Source organism: Brucella tritici, from assembly GCF_902825325.1.
GTDB lineage: Bacteria > Pseudomonadota > Alphaproteobacteria > Rhizobiales > Rhizobiaceae > Brucella.
This window is the reverse complement of the sequence record NZ_CADEAR010000001.1, coordinates 339,554-357,068: the sequence shown is the minus strand read 5'-3', so window position 1 is coordinate 357,068 and position 17,515 is coordinate 339,554. Positions and strand designations below refer to the sequence as shown.

Here is a 17,515-nt window from a genome sequence, read left to right as displayed (position 1 = left end):
GGGGTCCGAGCATATTCAGGAGAAATTTGATGAAGACGATCAAGGGTCCTGGGATTTTTCTTGGGCAGTTCGCAGGCGATGAAGCGCCGTTCAACACATGGGATGGCATCACCAAATGGGCTGCCGAAAAAGGCTATGCCGGGGTGCAGGTTCCCACATGGGCCAGCCAGTTGATCGATCTGAAAAAGGCTTCTGAATCGAAGGATTATTGCGACGAATTCGCCGGGGTGGCTCGCCAGAACGGTGTCGAGGTCACGGAGCTCTCGACCCACTTGCAGGGCCAGCTCGTTGCGGTGCATCCCGCCTATGACGAAGCTTTCGATGGTTTCGCAGTGCCGGAAGTGCGCGGCAATCCCAAGGCGCGTCAGGCCTGGGCGGTCGAGCAGGTAAAGATGGCAATCCGCGCCTCACGCAATCTCGGCATTGGCGCGCATGCGACCTTTTCCGGCGCGCTGGCGTGGCCGTTTGTCTATCCATGGCCGCAGCGTCCTGCCGGTCTGGTCGAAACCGCATTTGAGGAACTCGCCCGACGCTGGAAGCCAATCCTCGATCATGCCGACGAGCATGGTGTCGATATTTGCTATGAAATCCATCCGGGCGAAGACCTGCACGACGGCGTGACCTTCGAGATGTTTCTGGAACAGGTCAAAAATCACCCGCGGGCCAACATGCTTTACGACCCGTCGCATTATGTTCTGCAGTGCCTCGATTATCTCGACAATATCGACATCTATAAGGACCGCATCAAGATGTTCCACGTCAAGGATGCGGAGTTCAATCCGACCGGGCGACAGGGCGTCTATGGCGGATATCAGGGCTGGGTCAACCGTGCAGGCCGCTTCCGGTCGCTCGGTGACGGGCAGGTGGATTTCGGCGCGGTATTCTCCAAAATGGCCGCGAACGACTTTGACGGCTGGGCTGTGGTCGAATGGGAATGCGCCCTGAAGCATCCTGAAGACGGCGCGCGCGAGGGCGCCGAATTCGTCAAGGCGCATATCATCCGGGTTACCGACAAGGCATTCGACGATTTCGCCGCCGGCGGCACCGATGACGCTGCCAATCGCCGTATGCTTGGCTTGTAAGACATAGGGATCGACATGACCATCGAAGCTAAAACCACGGAAACAGCTGCTCCCCGTATCCGCCTCGGCATGGTGGGCGGTGGGGCAGGTGCGTTTATCGGCGGCGTGCACCGCATGGCGGCACGGCTCGACAACCGGTTTGAACTGGTGGCAGGCGCTTTGTCCTCATCTGCGGAAAAGGCGCAGGCCTCAGGGCGTGAACTGGGGCTGGCCGAAGACCGCATCTATTCCAGCTACAAGGACATGGCCATTCGTGAGGCACGGCTGAAAAACGGGATCCAAGCCGTTTCCATCGTGACGCCAAACCACGTTCACTATGAAGCTGCGAAGGAATTCCTGAAGCGAGGCATCCACGTCATCTGCGACAAGCCGCTGACCTCGACACTTGCCGATGCGAAGAAGCTGAAAAAAGTCGCTGATGAAAGCGGAGCCTTGTTCGTTCTGACGCATAATTACACAGGCTATCCGATGGTGCGGCAGGCGCGCGAAATGATCGCCAATGGCGATCTTGGCGATCTTCGTGTCGTACAGGTGGAATATGCGCAGGACTGGCTGACCGAAGCGGTGGAAGCGACAGGTGCCAAGGGCGCTGTCTGGCGCACCGATCCGGCGCAATCGGGACTAGGCGGCGCGACGGGCGATATCGGCACGCACGCGTTTAATCTCGCCTCGTTCGTGACCGGATTGACGCTCGACAGCCTTGCGGCTGATCTTGACAGTTTTGTCGAGGGACGTCGCTTGGACGACAACGCCCATGTGATGCTGCGTTACGCGGGCGGCGCCAAGGGCATGCTCTGGTGCAGCCAGGTTGCACCCGGTAATGAAAACGCGCTGCGCCTGCGCGTCTATGGCACGAAGGGCGGCATTGAATGGGCACAGGAAGCCCCGAACTATCTCTGGTTCACGCCTTTTGGCGAGCAGAAGCGGCTTATCACACGGGGCGGTGCCGGTGTCGGTTCTGCGAGCGCCCGCGTGACCCGCGTACCGGCTGGGCATCCTGAAGGTTATCTGGAAGCTTTTGCCACGATTTATTCGGAAGCCGCCAATGCCATCGAAGCTCATCGCAACGGCAAAAAGCCGGATAGTGCCGTGATTTATCCGACCGTTGATGACGGTTTGAAGGGCGTTGCTTTCATCGATGCCTGCGTGCGCTCGTCACAGAAAAACGGTGGCTGGGTCAAGCTTTAGAAATCGATATGTAATAGAAGAAAGGGCGCCGGTGGCGCCCTTTTTTGTATCCGTCGATTAATGACTTCAAACGTAGCGATTGACGACGTTTTCGAGATATTCCTGACGGCCGGATTTCGGCTGCGGGTTGATGTCCTTCGCTTCGACTTCAGCCGTGATCTGGTCCAACGAGAGGCCAGTCAAAAGCTTCTTGCCGAAGTCGCCATTCCAGCCTGCATAACGTTCATCGAGCGGCTTGGACAATGCGCCGTCTTCAAGCATTCCGGCGGCTGCTTTCAGCCCGCGCGCGCAGCAATCCATGCCACCGATATGGCCGATCAGCAGATCCTGCGGATCGAGCGACTGACGACGCAGCTTGGCGTCGAAATTCGTGCCGCCGGTCGTGAAGCCGCCTGCAAGCAGAACCTGATAATAGGCAAGCGCCATTTCCGGTACATTGTTCGGGAACTGGTCCGTATCCCATCCCGACTGATAGTCATTGCGGTTCATGTCGATGGAACCGAAAATGCCGAGCGCACGGGCAAGCGCCAGTTCATGTTCGAACGAGTGACCGGCCAGAATGGCGTGACCCTGCTCGATGTTAAGCTTTACTTCGTTTTCGAGGCCATAGCGCTTCAAGAAGCCATAGACTGTCGCAACATCGTAGTCATATTGATGCTTGGTTGGCTCCTGCGGCTTCGGTTCGATCAGGATCGTGCCCTTGAAGCCGATCTTGTGCTTGTACTCGACCACCAGATTGAGGAACCGCCCCATCTGGTCGAGTTCGCGCCCAAGATCGGTATTGAGCAGCGTTTCATAGCCTTCGCGACCGCCCCAGAGCACGTAGTTCTCACCACCGAGCCGTTTCGTCGCGTCTATGCAGCTTTTCACGGTCGCTGCGGCAAAGGCGAAAACATCTGGATCGGGATTGGTCGCGGCACCGCCCATATAGCGGCGATTGGAGAACAGGTTGGCTGTACCCCAGAGAAGCTTTACGCCGGTTTCGGCCTGCTTCTTCTCGAAAATATCGACGATTTCGTTGAGATATCGCGTGTTTTCTGCAAAGTTGCGTCCTTCGGGCCGCACATCTGCATCGTGGAAGCAATAATAGGGCGTGCCAAGCAGGGAAAAAAACTCGAAGGCCACGTCAGCCTTGAGCTTTGCCGCATCCAACTCGTTGGAATACCAGGGGCGGTCGAAGGTGCGTCCGCCGAACGGGTCGCCACCCTCCCAGGCAAAACTGTGCCAGTAGGCGACCGCAAAGCGCAGATGGTCCTCCATGCGCTTGCCCAGCACGATTTCATCCGGATTATAGTGGCGGAATGCCAGCGGATTGTCGCTGTCCGGCCCTTCATATTTAACCTTCTGAATGTCGCCGAAAAATCCGGTGCTCATTGTGTCCTCCCGTTCGAATGTCGTCATATCTGATTGTTTGCGGCGGCGTCACTAACCGGCGAGGGCGTGAAGTGCCGGATAAAGGGCGTGATAACGCTGATAGGCTTCCTCATAGACCGGGAGCAGGGCGGCTTCCGGCTCTATCGTGCGTTCGGTTCGCGGCGGCGTGCAGACGGCAAATGGATCGGCGCTTGTGGCCGCAATGAGACCCAGTCGCGCGGCGCCAAAAGCGCCACCGAAGTCGCCTTCCTCCGGCAAGGCAATCGGTACATTCAACGCGGTCGCGATTGCCTTCAGCCAATAGGTAGAGCGTGAACCGCCACCGACGGCAGTGAGTGACTTGATATCGGTGCCAGCCGATTGCAGCGCGGCGAGGTTGTCGCGGATCGCGAAGGCGACCCCTTCGAGCACGGCTTGCGTCAATACGCGCTGATCCGATTCATGCTCAAGACCCGAAAACACACCACGTATCTTCGCATCGTTATACGGGGTGCGTTCGCCGGAGAGATAAGGCAAGAACGTCGCGCTGCCCGGTGCATTCAAGGTGTCGCCGAGTTCCTTATCAAGCTCGTGTGCCGTTTTGCCGACAAGCCGCGCGTACCAGTCGAGCGCACTTGCCGCAGACAGGATGACACCCATCTGGTGCCATGTGTCGGGCAGGGCGTGGCAAAAGGCATGAACCGCACTTTCAGGCTTTGGCTGATAGGCCCCATTTGCTGCAAAGAGCACGCCTGAAGTGCCTAGCGAAACAAAGGCATGGCCGGGCTTGACCGTACCCATGCCGCAGGCCGAGGCTGCATTGTCGCCAGCACCGCCCGCCACGACCGGCTGACCGGCAATGCCCCATTCGGCGGCAAGTTCAGATCGCAGGCGTCCAGTTGCGTCCGTGCCTTCGGCAAGACGCGGCATCTGGTTTTCATCGAGGCCGGTCTTGTCCAGAAGTTCTTGAGACCAGCGGCGTGCACCGGTATCGAGCCAGCTTGTACCTGCTGAATCCGACATATCGGAGACATATTCACCGGTCAGCCAGAGGCGCAGATAATCCTTCGGCAGCAACACCTTGCGGGTACGTGCGAAAATATCGGGTTCGTTATTGGCAACCCAGACGAGTTTGGGCGCGGTAAAGCCCGGAAAGACGATATTGCCGGTGATGGCGCGAAAGGCCGGATCGGCATCAAGCTTGGCTGCTTCGCGATAGCTGCGCGTGTCGTTCCAGAGGATGCAGGGGCGCAGTACCTGATCCTGTTCGTCCAGCAGGGTAGCACCATGCATCTGGCCGGAAAGGCCGATACCGGCAATCGCCGAAAACTCCTTTGGGTGGGCAGTGCGCAAGCCAACGATTGCAGTGCGACAAGCCTTGATCCAATGTGCCGGGTCCTGTTCGCTCCAGCCGGGATGGGGGCGCGAAACATCCAGTTCGCCATGGGCCGAACCGATCACCGTCTGCGCGTCGTCGATCAACAGCGCCTTGACACCGGATGTTCCTAGATCGAGCCCGAGATACATATTTGCTCCTGTTGGAAAGGCGTTGTGGCCCGCGCGTCAGTCGAAATGCGGCAGGTTGTCTTTGAGAAAAATTTCGATGCGGATGTGTTCCTGTCCCGGAACGATCGCCAGACGATCCGCAGATGCTTTCAGAACCCGGATGGCGCTGCGAATTTCATGGCCCGCATCCTGCGCCAGCACCGCATGGATGATGCCATCTGTCAGCGCTTTCGAGGTAACGTTGTCGCGTTCATGAGCGATGACGAGCGGTCGATAGGAACTGTGCTTCGCCAGTGCCTTCACCAGACCACTATTGCCTGCGCCAAGGCTGTAAATTCCGGCGATGTCACTACGCTCGTCAAGCAGCTTGTCGACGAGATTTTCCACGCGCAGGTCTTCATCGAAGCCTTCCAGCACGGGCAATATCTCGCGGTCCGGAAAGTCTGCTTTCATGGCCGCCGTAAAACCGTCGAAACGTTCCTGGTGATCGCGAACCTTCAACGAACCGGCGACAACCGCTAGAGCACCTTCTGTTCCATTGGCGAAAAGCCCCAGAAGCCGCGCTGCCGTACGTCCAGCCGCACCGTTATCCACGCCGATATAATGCGTCCGTGTGGAATGTCCGAGATCGGATACAAGCGTGACGGCGTGAATGCCGTTCTCGCCCAGCCGCGCACAGGCTTCACGCACAGGATCGGTATCGACCGCCACGAAAGCCACGCCGTCAGGCTTGCGCATGGCGCACTCATCCAGCGCTGCGACAAGTGCTGCTTCATCGAAGGCGGGGACAAGAACGACATTGACCAGAATACGCTCGGCCAAGGCTCGTTCAGTCGCGGATTGCAGTTCCGCGCGCAGGCTCAGCATGAATGTGTTTTCATTGTCCGGCAAAATAAAATCGAACTGATAAAGCCTGCCGCGTGCAAGGTTGGCAGCACCCACATCTCGCACATAACCGAGCGTGTTCATCGCGTCCATAACCCGGTCGCGCGTCTTCGCTCTTACACCGGGACGTTCGTTCAGCACACGGTCGACCGTGGCAAGACTGACGCCCGCTGTTCTGGCTATATCATGGACTGTAGGTTTCATCCTGGCTCCTCGACGCGGACCATAGGATCAAAAATGAGGTACGTAAATCAAAAAATGCTTGCTATTCATTTTTCTTCACGTATCAATGGTCTCCGAGGATGGGGCGGTGTGCCTTTTGCATGCTGTCCCGATGGAGTGATCTTGGCGCAAAACGCCTTTGGGAGGATCAGCCATTCAAGGAATAAGCAGCTCCAAAGTGGGCTGTTTTGTCGTGCCGAACTCCGGGGGCGGAATACGTTCGGGGGCGCGGTTTGGTATCAGCCGGTAGCAAGCCGGTGTTGTTTGGAGGAGATTTGCATGAAACGTCGTAATTTTCTAACCGGCGTGCTGGTGGCCGCAGCTTTGGGTATTGGCGCCATGGCGTCCACGCCGGTCTATGCTTCGCCGGAAAATCCGGTCATCGGCTTTTCCATCGACGATCTTCGCGTCGAGCGCTGGGCGCGTGACCGCGATTATTTCATTGAGGCTGCAGAAAAGCTGGGCGCAAAGGTCAATGTGCAGTCGGCTGACGGTAACGAGGAAAAGCAGGTCAAGCAGGTTGAAAACCTGATTGCGCAGGGCGTTGACGCTATCGTCATCGTACCGATGAACTCCAAGGTTTTCGACGCGGTTGTGGCTGATGCCAAGGCATCCGGCATCAAGGTTCTGTCCTATGATCGTCTGATCCTCAATGCGGATATCGATGCCTATATCTCGTTCGATAATGAACGCGTCGGCTTCATGCAGGCGGAAGCCGTCCTGAAGGCCAAGCCGGAAGGCAATTATTATCTCCTCGGCGGCTCGCCGACGGATAACAACGCCAAGCTTCTCCGCGCCGGTCAGGAAAAGGCGCTCAAGGAAGCCGTCGACTCCGGCAAGGTGAAGGTCATTGGCTCGCAGTGGGTGAAGGAATGGAGCCCTACTGAAGCGCTCTCCATCATGGAAAACGCTCTGACGGCTGCGCAGAACAAGATCGATGCGGTTGTCGCTTCGAACGACGGCACCGCCGGTGGCGCTATTCAGGCACTTGCCGCACAGGGATTGGCTGGAAAGACCGCCGTTTCCGGACAGGACAGCGACCTTGCCGCCGTCAAGCGTTTGATCGACGGTACGCAGACCGTAACGGTCTATAAGCCGCTGAAACTCATTGCTTCGGAAGCCGCCAAGCTGACCGTCCAGATGGTCAAGGGCGAAAAGCCTGAATTCAATTCCAAGCTCGACAACGGTGGCAAGCAGGTCGATACGCTTCTGCTGACGCCGACTGCCGTGACCAAGGACAATATCGACATCTACGTTCAGGACGGCTTCTACACCAAGGAGCAGATCTACGGAAAGTAAGCCTTTCCGACGGGTATCGCCGGAGTTGGTTTCGGCGATTTAGCCTCGTGTGAATAGTGGGGCCGGAAGTCTGGAAACCATGATCCAGCTTCTGGCCCCACCGACTTGTCGATGCTGTCTTTGACAGCGTTGTCTGGAACATTTCCACCAGAAAATGGTGTGGTTTGAAGCCGGACGGCTCATTCTGCTGCATTACTGCAAGGTCATATGCGATGTCCGAATATCTTCTAGAGATGCGCAATATCGGTAAGGACTTCAACGGCGTGAAAGCGCTTGACGGTATTTACCTGAAAGTGCGCGCGGGTGAGTGTGTCGGCCTTTGCGGTGAGAATGGCGCGGGCAAATCCACGCTGATGAAAGTGCTTTCCGGCGTTTATCCCCATGGCACCTGGACTGGGGAAATTTTCTGGGAAGGCCAGGAACTCAAGGCGACGGGCATCCGCGATACGGAAGCCGCGGGTATAGTCATCATCCATCAGGAACTTATGATGGTGCCGCATCTTTCGGTTGCGGAAAACATCTTTCTGGGATCGGAGCCGACAAGCGGCGGCTTCATCGATTATGATCAGATGAACGCGCGCGCGACGGAACTTCTGGCGCGCCTCAAGATTCACGACATCAATGTCGCGCTTCCGGTCTATCATTATCCGGGCGGCAAGCAGCAGCTGATCGAGATCGCAAAGGCGATCAACAAGAATGCGAAGCTGCTCATTCTGGATGAGCCGACATCGGCGCTGACAGCATCCGAAACGCGTGTCCTTCTCGATCTCATCAAGGATTTCAAGGCGCAAGGCATGGCCTGCGTCTACATCTCCCACAAGCTGGATGAAGTGGCCGAAATTTCCGACACGGTGACGGTCATTCGCGATGGAACGCATATCGCGACGAAGTCGATGGCGGAGCTTACCACGCCAGCCATTATCACCATGATGGTGGGGCGCGAGATGAAAAACCTGTTTCCGCGCGAGCCACACGATATTGGTGAAATTATTTTCGAGGCGCGTAACATCAATTGCTGGGACGTGACCAATCCCGATCGCAAGGTGGTCGACAACGTCTCGTTTGCGCTTCGGCGAGGGGAAATCCTTGGCATTGCCGGGCTCGTAGGCGCGGGGCGAACGGAACTGGTGTCAAGCCTGTTTGGTGTCTGGCCCGGAGCACATGAGGGGCAGGTCTTTCTGGAAGGCAAAGAACTGAAAATCCGCACACCGCGCGATGCGGTTCGACAAGGCATCTGCATGGTGCCGGAAGACCGCAAAAAGGATGGCATCCTGCCGATCATGCCGGTGGGCTATAATATGACGGTCTCGGTGCTGGATCGGTTTTCCTTGCGCGGATTGCTCGACAAGGAAGCGGAACTGGCCACCATCCAGCGCGAAATTCTGCGCCTCAAGGTGAAGACTGCCGATCCAATGCTGGAAATCGCATCCCTGTCCGGCGGAAACCAGCAGAAGGCGGTGCTGTCGAAGATGATGCTGCCAGACCCCAAGGTGCTCATTCTGGACGAGCCGACGCGGGGCGTCGATGTTGGTGCGAAATATGAAATCTACAAACTGATCTTCGCGCTCGCGAAACAGGGTGTCGCGGTGCTGATGGTCTCTTCCGAAATGCCCGAAGTTCTCGGCATCAGCGACCGTGTTCTCGTGATCGGCGAGGGCAGGCTGCGCGGCGATTTCCCCAATGAAAATCTCACCCAGGAGAAGGTACTTGCCGCTGCAATCGGCAAACCGATCACCAATGCGGCCTGATCCTCGAATAACTTGTTGTTTTCACGCATTTTCCTTGTGCAAAACCGTTTCACATCTTTGCTGGAAATGCTCAAATTTGACCGGTGCATGATATGACATTGACGGGCAAAAGCCTTCGGAAGTTTCTGGCGGATTATAAGATTGTCGCGCTGCTGATTGTGGTTGCGCTCATCTGGGCATTGTTTGCGATCCTTACCTATGATCCCGAGATGGGGCGTTCGCAGTTTCTGACTGCACGTAATTTCTCCAATCTCCTGCGCCAGATGGCCATTACCGGAATGCTCGCATCCGCCATGGTTTTCGTCATCGTTGCTGGCGAAATCGATCTTTCGGTCGGCGCGCTGTTAGGGCTTTTGGGCGGCATCGCTGCCGTTCTCGACGTAATCTACGGATGGCCATTATGGGCGACGATCAGCACGGTTCTGGTGCTCGGTGTGGCGCTTGGCGCCTTTAACGGCTGGCTGACTGCCTATCTCGGTATACCGTCCTTCATCGTCACACTTGGCGGCCAGCTTGTGTTTCGCGGCATTGTGCTCGGTATCATGGGCGGTGTCACGATCGCGCCGATCTCGCCGGAGTTCAAATATATCGGGCAGGGTTATCTGCCGGGCTGGCTTGGCAATCTCTGCGCCATTGCGCTGTTCGGTGTGCTTATCCTGATGACGCTGCGCACGCGAGCCAGCAAGCGCAAGCACAATCTCCAGACGCTTTCTTCCGGGATGGAAGTCGCAAGGCTTCTCGGTATCGGTATTCTGATCCTTGGCTTCATCCTGATCCTCAACAGCTATCAAGGTGTGCCGGTTCCGGTCTTGATCCTGCTGGTGATCCTCGGTGTATTCACCGTAATCGCAAAACAAACCGTATTTGGCCGCCACATCTATGCGGTCGGCTCGAATACTGAAGCAACGCGCTTTTCCGGCGTGAACGTCAATTTCGTCAAGATGGCGGTCTTCGCGCTGATGGGATTGATGGCGGCAGTGGCCGGTCTGACGACAACCTCACGCCTCGCGGCAGGCACGCCATCGGCGGGCATGGGTGGCGAGCTCGACGCCATTGCTTCATGCTTTATCGGCGGCACCTCCATGCGCGGGGGTGTCGGTTCCGTGCTTGGTGCATTGGTCGGCGCGCTCATCATGTCGAGCCTCGACAACGGTATGTCCATGCTCGGTGTCGATACGTTCTGGCAGCAGATCATCAAGGGTAGCATTCTTGTTCTGGCCGTCTATCTCGATATCGTGTCTTCCGGCACACGCCGCGGATAAATACCGCCCTATATATTAGATAAATAAAATATATTGAGCCCTACCAATCAGCTGGCTAAACTGCGGCCATGACGATGCTCAAGGATATCGGCGGTCTGCTCGCTCTGACAGCCCGTCTTCTGGCTCGGTTCTGGCCCCAGTTGCTGCTTATTGGGGCGCTGGGTTATATCGCGCGCGACCTGCTGCTCGATGCTGCGGTGAGCGCGGGCGGATATTTTCCGCTCGCCGGAATGGTCGTTCTTTCGCTGGTCGTGCTGGTCAAGTTGCTCGTGGTGGTGACGATGTTCGCCACGTTGCGGCCTGGATTACCTGCACTCGCTTCGTTGCGTCAGACGGCGGCCGTAGGAGGTACAGCATCTTCGCCTGACAATCGCAGGGCTGATCGTATGTTGATGGTGACGGCGGCCGTTATACTGCCGTTCTTTGCCTACTATGCCGCATGGGGGTTTCTCGGCGATACGGTTCGCGAATATTCCCGGCTTGCTTTTGAGCGCACTGCCTTTGGCGAGAAGATGCACATATTCGACCTTGTGCGCTCCGGCAGCCTGATCGCCGCGATTTTTGTCTGCTGGCTGATCCGCTGGATTGCCAAACGCGCCAATGAAAAAGTTCAATCGCCATGGCTGCGGCTGCTCATTGTCGCTGCAGATGCAAGCTGGATATTCATCGGTCTGTTTGCACTCGACAAGTGGAAAGACGATCTGATCCGCTGGATCGGTGCTGGGTCTCTGCTCGATAGTTTCGATGTCAGTGCCACATGGTTTTCGATAAGTGCTTATGCAGCCGAAAATTTTGTACCCGTGGAGTTCCAGCAACCGAGCCTTTGGGTGCAGGCACAAAATCTGTTCTTCTATGCGCTCTTGCCGATGGTTTGGCTGGTGATGGCTGCGATCATCTACGGCTATGATCTGTCAGCGAAGAAAGCGCCTGTGCCGCCAGCCCCATCTCGCGGAACTACCTTCCGGAAGTGGCTAAGCGACTTCGCCGCGCATTATCTGGGCGGTTATCGCAGCCGTTACCGGCCTGTCTGGACCTGCCTGAAACTGGTCGCCGGGGCAGGGCTTGGTACCCTGCTGTCGTTTATCGTTCTTTATCGTGCGATAAGCTGGATCGGTGCGTGGATGTGGTACGGCACAACCCATTATCTTGGACCATACGATATTGAAATCTGGCAGCGTATTGCCAGTATTCTGGTTATTTTTATCGGCAGCCCGACGGAGCTTGATGGCGGCATTCTGCTTGATGCAATACGTATTGCACTTTTGGCGGCAGTTCTCGAATATGCATTGGTAAGCCAGAAGAACAGAGCTAATTCAGAACCAGATGCTCAGGTTGTTTCCCAAGCATAGTGAGCAATAGCGAAAGCTGTCCAGCATCTGCAGGTACAAGGAAACTCTCGACGATACGAACCGGGGCGTTGCCGTTTTCATTGGCGAGATCGTAACATTTCGGCTTGTCGGCGGCTTCCGGTTTCAGTTTCTGGATTGTTTGGTTGGATACATATAATGTCGACCAGCGGCGGCCCTCAGTGTCCGTCACGGTCATGAAACAGGGTATCATCTGTTTCAATTGTTCGGCATCCTGAATAGTCACTTCCACTTCGGCAAGGACAATGTTTGTTTCCGGCAACGTGCCCGGAAACCTGTCCAGCGCGACCAGTTTCCAGTTGCCGCCTCCATAAGCCTGCACGTTGCCGCGCGGCACGACCATCGGCTCTTGAAGCTTCTGCTCGATCCATCGCAACAGACCGCCATCGGAACCGACAAAGGCGGCAAGGGGCAGAGTGATAATCAGGAGAGCAAGGCATATCCAGAAGGATTTCCGCTCGCCAAAAGAGGTCACGTCACTCATTGGCTGACCTCCAATTGCCATGGCATGATGGCCCCCATGCGTTTGATCGCAATTGACCGGCTGACATTGTCCTTCGCCGTTGTGCTCATGCTAATCTGTATCTGTTCTGAAAGAGGAGTCAGTGAAGATTCGGCAATGAGCAGCTTTCCGTCTGCGATCTGGTCGCGTGGCAATTCAAATACCATCAGGATAGGACGCGGTATCCCCGGCTCCAGCCGTTCGGAGCCCACTATGCCAGGCGCAAGTGTCGGACGGCTGCTCATGGCATAGCGGATACCGTTCGGCCCAAGCCATTCGACAGATGCGAGGCCAAGGCTTTCGATCTTTGCTTTCGCGGCGGCCTCGATAACCAGCCATTCGCCGTCCGTGCTATAGGTGCGGGTACTTCCTATGCCGGGTGTGGTCAATTGGCGGGTTCGATAGGCATTTACAATGCCAACTACGAAACGGCTGGTTTCGACGGGTTTTCCCTGCTTTCCCTCAACGGTGACCGAGGAAAAGATATTGCTGTAGTAGGGGGTGGAATGCTGCATGCCATAAAGTGCTGCGATGGCTACACACAGCATCACGGCGCTTTTGAGCCACTTCATCATCCTTCGTCCCCGGCGGATGACATATGTACTGGCAATTGAATGACGGCGATCGGATCCCGATCGAGCCATGTAGAGGCCCCATAGAGATTATCCCGCTTCTTGTAGATTTCGCTGCCGATGAGGAGCCGGACTTCCTGTGGCGGAGCTTTGCCTTGCGGCCATTCCCACGCTACCGTCAGCTTTTCCGGCATGCCGGGATGGACCCGACCCGCAATCCATTTGTCGCGCACGATGTAGAAAGTTGGATCGGTCAGAGCCGGATTTGGCGGGTCGAAGGTCAGAAGCCTTCGCGACGCATAGGCTGAAGATGCGGAACGATTGTCGAGGCTGACATCGACCATGAGGTAGTTCTTGGGTTCGTAAGGTTTCACGCCGGTCGGCGGAACAGAACCGAAGCGTGCACTCGTCACTGCAACATTCCAGCGCCCGGTATCGACCGTTTCGCCGGGGCTCACTTCCCGCATGGGTTCGGGATTGGCTGCTTCATAGATCGCCGTTGCGTAGGAGAATACGCTTGCGGCAGCCGTGCCGATACCTGCGATGACGATGGCAGCCAGTCGCTGCCGAATGCTCCGACGCTGTTCGTCCGCCATGACACCTCCCTCTGTGCTGGCGATTCAAACGACAATCCAAGCCCCTGGTTCCTATAGCATACCAATGTTCCATCGTCATCTTTTGGCTTAATCTATGTTAGCTCTCCTCGACGAATACTTCATCACGCTTCTTGCGTACCGAGGGAAGCAGCACGACCACGAGAACGGCTGCGGCTATGGCAAGCAGAATGGCGCTGATCGGCCGGGTGAAGAAAGTTGCCGGGTCGCCGCGTGACAGGATCATGGCGCGACGCAGATGTTCCTCCAGCAAGGGACCGAGAACGAAGCCAAGCAGCAAGGGAGCTGGTTCGCAACGCAGTTTGGCCAGCAGGTAACCGATGAAGCCGAAGAAGGCGACTGCATAAAGATCATAGACGTTCGAATTGACGCTATAAACGCCGATAGAACAGAAGGTCATGATGATGGGGAACAGCACATAGTAAGGCACTGTCAGAAGCTTCACCCACAGACCGATCAACGGCAGGTTCAGGACGATGAGCATGAGATTGCCGATCCACATCGACGCGATCACGCCCCAGAACAATGCAGGCTGTTCTGCCGCAACATTCGGACCGGGCACGATGCCTTGAATAATCATGGCGCCGATCATCAGTGCCATGACCGGATTGGCCGGAATTCCAAGTGTCAGCATGGGAATGAAGGATGTCTGCGCACCGGCATTATTGGCGGATTCCGGTCCTGCAACGCCTGCAATCGCGCCTTTGCCGAATTCCTCAGGTGTTTTGGATATACGTTTTTCCACTGTGTATGAAGCAAAGGATGCCAGGATGGCGCCACCGCCCGGCAGGATGCCAAGTGCCGAGCCGATGGCGGTTCCACGCAGGATCGGCGCAGTCATGCGCTTGAAATCGTCTCGCGTCGGCATCAGTCCTGTGACTTTAGCCATCAGCACTTCGCGCGTATGTTCGCTTTCAAGATTGCGCAATATTTCGGCGATACCGAACACGCCGACTGCAACCGCGACGAAGTTGAGCCCGTCGGCATATTCCGTAATGCCAAGTGTGAATCGTGGTGCTCCGGTGTAGATGTCGGTGCCGACAAGACCGAGCAGAAGCCCCAGAACGACCATCGCCAGTGCCTTGATGATGGAACCGTGAGCAAGCGCCACAGACGACACCAGCCCGACGACCATCAGCGAGAAGTATTCAGCGGAGCCAAATTTCAGGGCAATTTCAGTTAGCGGCGGAGCGAATACCGCTACCAGAAAGGTGGAAACAGTGCCGGCGAAAAATGAACCGATTGCCGCAATTGCAAGTGCTGCACCGGCTCGTCCTTGGCGTGCCATCTGGTAACCGTCGATGGCCGTCACGGCGGATGAGGATTCACCCGGCATGTTGATGAGAATTGCTGTTGTCGAGCCGCCATACTGGGCACCGTAATAGATGCCGGCGAGCATAATGAGTGCGGAAACCGGATCACCGATTTGGAACGTGACCGGAAGAAGCATGGCGATTGTGGCCGTAGCGCCGATGCCAGGCAGGACGCCGATCAATGTGCCGAGCAGCACACCGATGAGGCAGAACCCAAGATTGGCAAGCGTCGATGCGGTTGAAAAGCCAAGCGCGAGATTGTTGAAAAGTTCCATGCTCATGCCCCCTTAGAACGGCCACCAGGGCCCGAAACGCTGATAGGGCAGCGCGAGCGCGTAACTGAACACAATGACGGAGAAGACCGTGATTGCAGCAGCAAGAATGATTGCAGCAAGCGGTTTCATGCGCATTGAGGCGAAAGAGGCGATGAGGCAGGTCAGGAACAACGACGGCACGAAACCGAGGCCACGCACGGTCAGACCGAAGAATATCGGAGCAGGCAGAATAAAGAACAGGCCGCGCCATGCAATCGGCCCCATTGGTTCGCCCGCGACACGTGTCGCCTGAATAAGAATGACCAGTCCAAGCAAGATCAGGACACCGGACAGGACAAGCGGGAAATATCCCGGTCCCATGCGAAGCGATGTGCCGATGTCCAGACCTAGCGACTGATAGGCGAAAAACGCGCCGGTCAGTGCGAGAAGGGCGCCGCACAATCCGTTGGTCGGATCGATTGAAAATTTTCTTGAGGGCTCGTTCATGGGCCAATCGTCTTTCGGATTTGCCGTTGAAAGGGCTATGCCGAAGGTCCGGCATATGAAGTCGGATCACCGATCCCGATGGCCGCTGTTTCGACGCGCAGCTACAGGAGACGACAATCAGGACGCGCCAAAAGACGCGCCTTGAATGCGTGCAATACGATCAGTCTGCGTATTGTCCGGCAGCCTCGATGATCGGCTTCCAGCGTGCGACTTCGGATTCAAGCTTGGCCTTCAGTGCGGCTGGTGTCGCATCCGATTCCGGTGACGGCTTTGTGCCCAGTTCAGCGAAGCGGGCAACCACGTTCTGGTCTTTCAGAGCCACCTGAAGCGATTTCGACAGGCGTTCGGTAATTTCAGCCGGCGTTCCCTTGGGGGCGTAGATGCCGTGCCAGATACCCACCTCCATACCGTCCAGACCGGCTTCCTTGGTCGTTGGAAGGTCTTTCAAGACGTCCAGACGTTCGGGCGAGGTGACGGCGTAAGCCTTGATTGTACCTGCCTGAATCTGCTTGGTCGTGTTCGTGGTCTGGTCGCACATGATGTCGACCTGCCCGCCGAGCAGATCGGTCATGGCCGGACCTGTTCCCTTGTAAGGAACGGTGACGAGCGGAGTTTCAATCGCACTCATGAACAGCATACCGCACAGATGTGATGCCGCGCCGATACCGGCATTGGCGACTGTCACTGTATCCTTGTTGGCCTTGGCATATTCGATCAGCCCCTTGAGGTCGGTCGGCTCAAGGTCCTTGCGGGCAACGATGGTCATCGGAACCTCTGTGACGAGGCCGACATATTCGAACGCATTCAGCGTGTCATAGGCGAGCTTGCGATAGAGCGTAGCGCTTGTAGCCATGCCGATGTGGTGAAGCAGCAGGGTATAGCCGTCCGGATCGGCGGTTGCGACGCGCCCCGCGCCGAGTGTTCCGCCTGCGCCGCCGACATTTTCGACGATAACCTGCTGTCCGAGATCCTTGGACATGGATTCCGCGACCAGCCGCGTCACGGTGTCGGTCGGGCCGCCTGCAGCGAAAGGCACGACCATGGTGATCGTCCGTTCCGGATAGTTTTGTGCTTGTGCGGAGAAAGCTGCGGTGGAAATAGCAAGTGTTGTCGCCAGAGTGGCGATAAGCTTCATCATAGTGTCCTCCCAGACTATGTTGCGGCGGGCAAGCCCGTAATTTGAATTTAGTTCCCCACGCCTCTTTGGGCGCTTCGGGCAATCAATTTCGATATTATCAAATCACTGCGACAGAAAGATTCAACACCGAGCTTGCTCTTGAAACGGCATGATTATCCGGTGGTCTCTAACGAGAATGTAGATGTATCCTGGCGGCTTGCCAATGCCTGAGCTTCAATGAAAGCGCTTATACTACCAAAGTCTGGGTAGCTCGCTTGTGGTGCCAGGACCGTACGCCTGCACACGGTTTCGCCGGTCGCTTCCTATGCTGAAATGCTGATAGTTATGTTCATCCAGATATATTGCAATTCTGTGAAGTATTCTGGTGAACTATTGTTTTAGCTAGAGCTAAAGAAAATTCCTTGCTAGGTGCAATGCGCATTCATGAAAATAGATTAGGAGAGGACTATTATGAAAAAATATCTTCTAGGCGCTTTGTTCGTTGTTCTGGCAACTCCATCCTTTGCCTGCACGACTGAGGAGGTCCAGGCAAAGGCGATGGAAGTCGCCACGAAAATGCAGGAAGTGGCTGCTTCGAACCCCCAGAAAGCTCACGAAATCGCGCAGAAAATGAGCGGTGCTCAGACGCAGGCAACGAGCGATCTCGAAGGCGCATGCAAGGTCTATGATGATCTACTTGCAGATCTCAATTCGTAAAAGTGCT

At 56.3% G+C, this 17,515-nt stretch carries 16 protein-coding genes; 7 read left to right on the top strand and 9 right to left on the bottom strand.

Features of this window, described 5'->3' with window-relative positions; all coding sequences use genetic code 11:
- Positions 1 to 29: 29 nt before the first annotated feature.
- The gene (locus HWX93_RS01580) at positions 30 to 1,082 is read left to right on the top strand and encodes a sugar phosphate isomerase/epimerase family protein (protein ID WP_105544554.1); all 1,053 of its coding nucleotides are present in this window, start codon (positions 30 to 32) and stop codon (positions 1,080 to 1,082) included.
- 15 nt (positions 1,083 to 1,097) lie between these two features.
- Entirely contained in the window at positions 1,098 to 2,270 is a 1,173-nt protein-coding gene (locus HWX93_RS01575; protein WP_176036246.1) for a Gfo/Idh/MocA family protein, read from the top strand.
- Positions 2,271 to 2,336: 66 nt separating this feature from the next.
- On the opposite strand, the gene xylA is transcribed toward HWX93_RS01575, so the two are convergent.
- From xylA to HWX93_RS01560, 3 genes are read right to left on the bottom strand one after another with little or no spacing between them, the layout of a single operon-like run.
- Positions 2,337 to 3,644: a xylose isomerase gene (gene xylA, locus HWX93_RS01570; protein WP_176036245.1), complete on the bottom strand. Its 1,308-nt coding sequence runs from the start codon at positions 3,642 to 3,644 to the stop codon at positions 2,337 to 2,339.
- A 51-nt stretch (positions 3,645 to 3,695) separates the two neighbouring features.
- A complete protein-coding gene (gene xylB / locus HWX93_RS01565; protein ID WP_176036244.1) occupies positions 3,696 to 5,150 on the bottom strand; it encodes a xylulokinase in 1,455 nt (484 codons plus the stop codon).
- A 36-nt stretch (positions 5,151 to 5,186) separates the two neighbouring features.
- Entirely contained in the window at positions 5,187 to 6,218 is a 1,032-nt protein-coding gene (locus HWX93_RS01560) for a LacI family DNA-binding transcriptional regulator (RefSeq protein ID WP_176036243.1), read from the bottom strand.
- 297 nt (positions 6,219 to 6,515) lie between these two features.
- Between HWX93_RS01560 and xylF the strand changes: the two genes are divergently transcribed.
- The 4 genes from xylF to HWX93_RS01540 all read left to right on the top strand — a co-directional run bounded on the left by xylF (position 6,516) and on the right by HWX93_RS01540 (position 11,894).
- On the top strand, positions 6,516 to 7,535 hold the full coding sequence (gene xylF, locus HWX93_RS01555; RefSeq protein ID WP_176036242.1) for a D-xylose ABC transporter substrate-binding protein: 1,020 nt from the start codon (positions 6,516 to 6,518) through the stop codon (positions 7,533 to 7,535).
- 212 nt (positions 7,536 to 7,747) lie between these two features.
- Positions 7,748 to 9,283, top strand: coding sequence for a xylose ABC transporter ATP-binding protein (locus HWX93_RS01550; protein WP_176036241.1), 1,536 nt, complete (start codon positions 7,748 to 7,750; stop codon positions 9,281 to 9,283).
- Positions 9,284 to 9,375: 92 nt separating this feature from the next.
- Complete coding sequence (locus tag HWX93_RS01545; RefSeq protein ID WP_010658614.1) at positions 9,376 to 10,545, top strand: sugar ABC transporter permease; 1,170 nt, start codon at positions 9,376 to 9,378, stop codon at positions 10,543 to 10,545.
- A gap of 68 nt (positions 10,546 to 10,613) precedes the next feature.
- The gene (locus HWX93_RS01540) at positions 10,614 to 11,894 is read left to right on the top strand and encodes a hypothetical protein (RefSeq protein ID WP_176036240.1); all 1,281 of its coding nucleotides are present in this window, start codon (positions 10,614 to 10,616) and stop codon (positions 11,892 to 11,894) included.
- On the opposite strand, the gene HWX93_RS01535 is transcribed toward HWX93_RS01540, so the two are convergent.
- The 6 genes from HWX93_RS01535 to HWX93_RS01510 form a co-directional block, all read right to left on the bottom strand.
- The gene (locus HWX93_RS01535; RefSeq protein ID WP_176036239.1) at positions 11,854 to 12,396 is read right to left on the bottom strand and encodes a hypothetical protein; all 543 of its coding nucleotides are present in this window, start codon (positions 12,394 to 12,396) and stop codon (positions 11,854 to 11,856) included. The genes HWX93_RS01540 and HWX93_RS01535 overlap by 41 nt on opposite strands.
- Positions 12,393 to 12,986 (bottom strand): hypothetical protein, encoded by a 594-nt coding sequence (locus HWX93_RS01530; RefSeq protein ID WP_419190603.1) that lies wholly within the window; start codon positions 12,984 to 12,986, stop codon positions 12,393 to 12,395. The genes HWX93_RS01535 and HWX93_RS01530 overlap by 4 nt, the downstream gene beginning before the upstream one ends.
- Positions 12,986 to 13,582 carry a hypothetical protein gene (locus tag HWX93_RS01525; RefSeq protein WP_176036238.1) on the bottom strand — a complete coding sequence of 199 codons (597 nt, stop codon included), beginning with the start codon at positions 13,580 to 13,582 and terminating at the stop codon, positions 12,986 to 12,988. Before HWX93_RS01525 ends, HWX93_RS01530 begins: the two co-directional genes overlap by 1 nt.
- A 97-nt stretch (positions 13,583 to 13,679) precedes the next feature.
- Positions 13,680 to 15,188 (bottom strand): tripartite tricarboxylate transporter permease, encoded by a 1,509-nt coding sequence (locus HWX93_RS01520; protein WP_176036237.1) that lies wholly within the window; start codon positions 15,186 to 15,188, stop codon positions 13,680 to 13,682.
- A gap of 12 nt (positions 15,189 to 15,200) precedes the next feature.
- Positions 15,201 to 15,674 (bottom strand): tripartite tricarboxylate transporter TctB family protein, encoded by a 474-nt coding sequence (locus HWX93_RS01515; RefSeq protein ID WP_109987401.1) that lies wholly within the window; start codon positions 15,672 to 15,674, stop codon positions 15,201 to 15,203.
- Positions 15,675 to 15,834: 160 nt separating this feature from the next.
- Positions 15,835 to 16,812 (bottom strand): tripartite tricarboxylate transporter substrate-binding protein, encoded by a 978-nt coding sequence (locus HWX93_RS01510; protein ID WP_419190572.1) that lies wholly within the window; start codon positions 16,810 to 16,812, stop codon positions 15,835 to 15,837.
- A gap of 450 nt (positions 16,813 to 17,262) precedes the next feature.
- On the opposite strand from HWX93_RS01510, the gene HWX93_RS01505 reads away from it, so the two are divergent.
- On the top strand, positions 17,263 to 17,508 hold the full coding sequence (locus HWX93_RS01505; RefSeq protein WP_109987400.1) for a hypothetical protein: 246 nt from the start codon (positions 17,263 to 17,265) through the stop codon (positions 17,506 to 17,508).
- The last annotated feature ends 7 nt before the right edge of the window (positions 17,509 to 17,515 follow it).

Excerpts from the sequence above, each read along its gene's own strand:
- HWX93_RS01580 (WP_105544554.1), top strand. The coding sequence starts at position 30 with ATGAAGACGATCAAGGGTCCTGGGATTTTTCTTGGGCAGTTCGCAGGC.
- HWX93_RS01525 (WP_176036238.1), bottom strand. The coding sequence starts at position 13,582 with ATGGCGGACGAACAGCGTCGGAGCATTCGGCAGCGACTGGCTGCCATC.
- xylA (WP_176036245.1), bottom strand. The coding sequence starts at position 3,644 with ATGAGCACCGGATTTTTCGGCGACATTCAGAAGGTTAAATATGAAGGG.
- HWX93_RS01560 (WP_176036243.1), bottom strand. The coding sequence starts at position 6,218 with ATGAAACCTACAGTCCATGATATAGCCAGAACAGCGGGCGTCAGTCTT.
- HWX93_RS01530 (WP_419190603.1), bottom strand. The coding sequence starts at position 12,986 with ATGAAGTGGCTCAAAAGCGCCGTGATGCTGTGTGTAGCCATCGCAGCA.
- HWX93_RS01535 (WP_176036239.1), bottom strand. The coding sequence starts at position 12,396 with ATGAGTGACGTGACCTCTTTTGGCGAGCGGAAATCCTTCTGGATATGC.
- HWX93_RS01515 (WP_109987401.1), bottom strand. The coding sequence starts at position 15,674 with ATGAACGAGCCCTCAAGAAAATTTTCAATCGATCCGACCAACGGATTG.
- xylF (WP_176036242.1), top strand. The coding sequence starts at position 6,516 with ATGAAACGTCGTAATTTTCTAACCGGCGTGCTGGTGGCCGCAGCTTTG.
- HWX93_RS01505 (WP_109987400.1), top strand. The coding sequence starts at position 17,263 with ATGAAAAAATATCTTCTAGGCGCTTTGTTCGTTGTTCTGGCAACTCCA.
- HWX93_RS01545 (WP_010658614.1), top strand. The coding sequence starts at position 9,376 with ATGACATTGACGGGCAAAAGCCTTCGGAAGTTTCTGGCGGATTATAAG.
- xylB (WP_176036244.1), bottom strand. The coding sequence starts at position 5,150 with ATGTATCTCGGGCTCGATCTAGGAACATCCGGTGTCAAGGCGCTGTTG.
- HWX93_RS01550 (WP_176036241.1), top strand. The coding sequence starts at position 7,748 with ATGTCCGAATATCTTCTAGAGATGCGCAATATCGGTAAGGACTTCAAC.
- HWX93_RS01575 (WP_176036246.1), top strand. The coding sequence starts at position 1,098 with ATGACCATCGAAGCTAAAACCACGGAAACAGCTGCTCCCCGTATCCGC.
- HWX93_RS01510 (WP_419190572.1), bottom strand. The coding sequence starts at position 16,812 with ATGATGAAGCTTATCGCCACTCTGGCGACAACACTTGCTATTTCCACC.
- HWX93_RS01540 (WP_176036240.1), top strand. The coding sequence starts at position 10,614 with ATGACGATGCTCAAGGATATCGGCGGTCTGCTCGCTCTGACAGCCCGT.
- HWX93_RS01520 (WP_176036237.1), bottom strand. The coding sequence starts at position 15,188 with ATGGAACTTTTCAACAATCTCGCGCTTGGCTTTTCAACCGCATCGACG.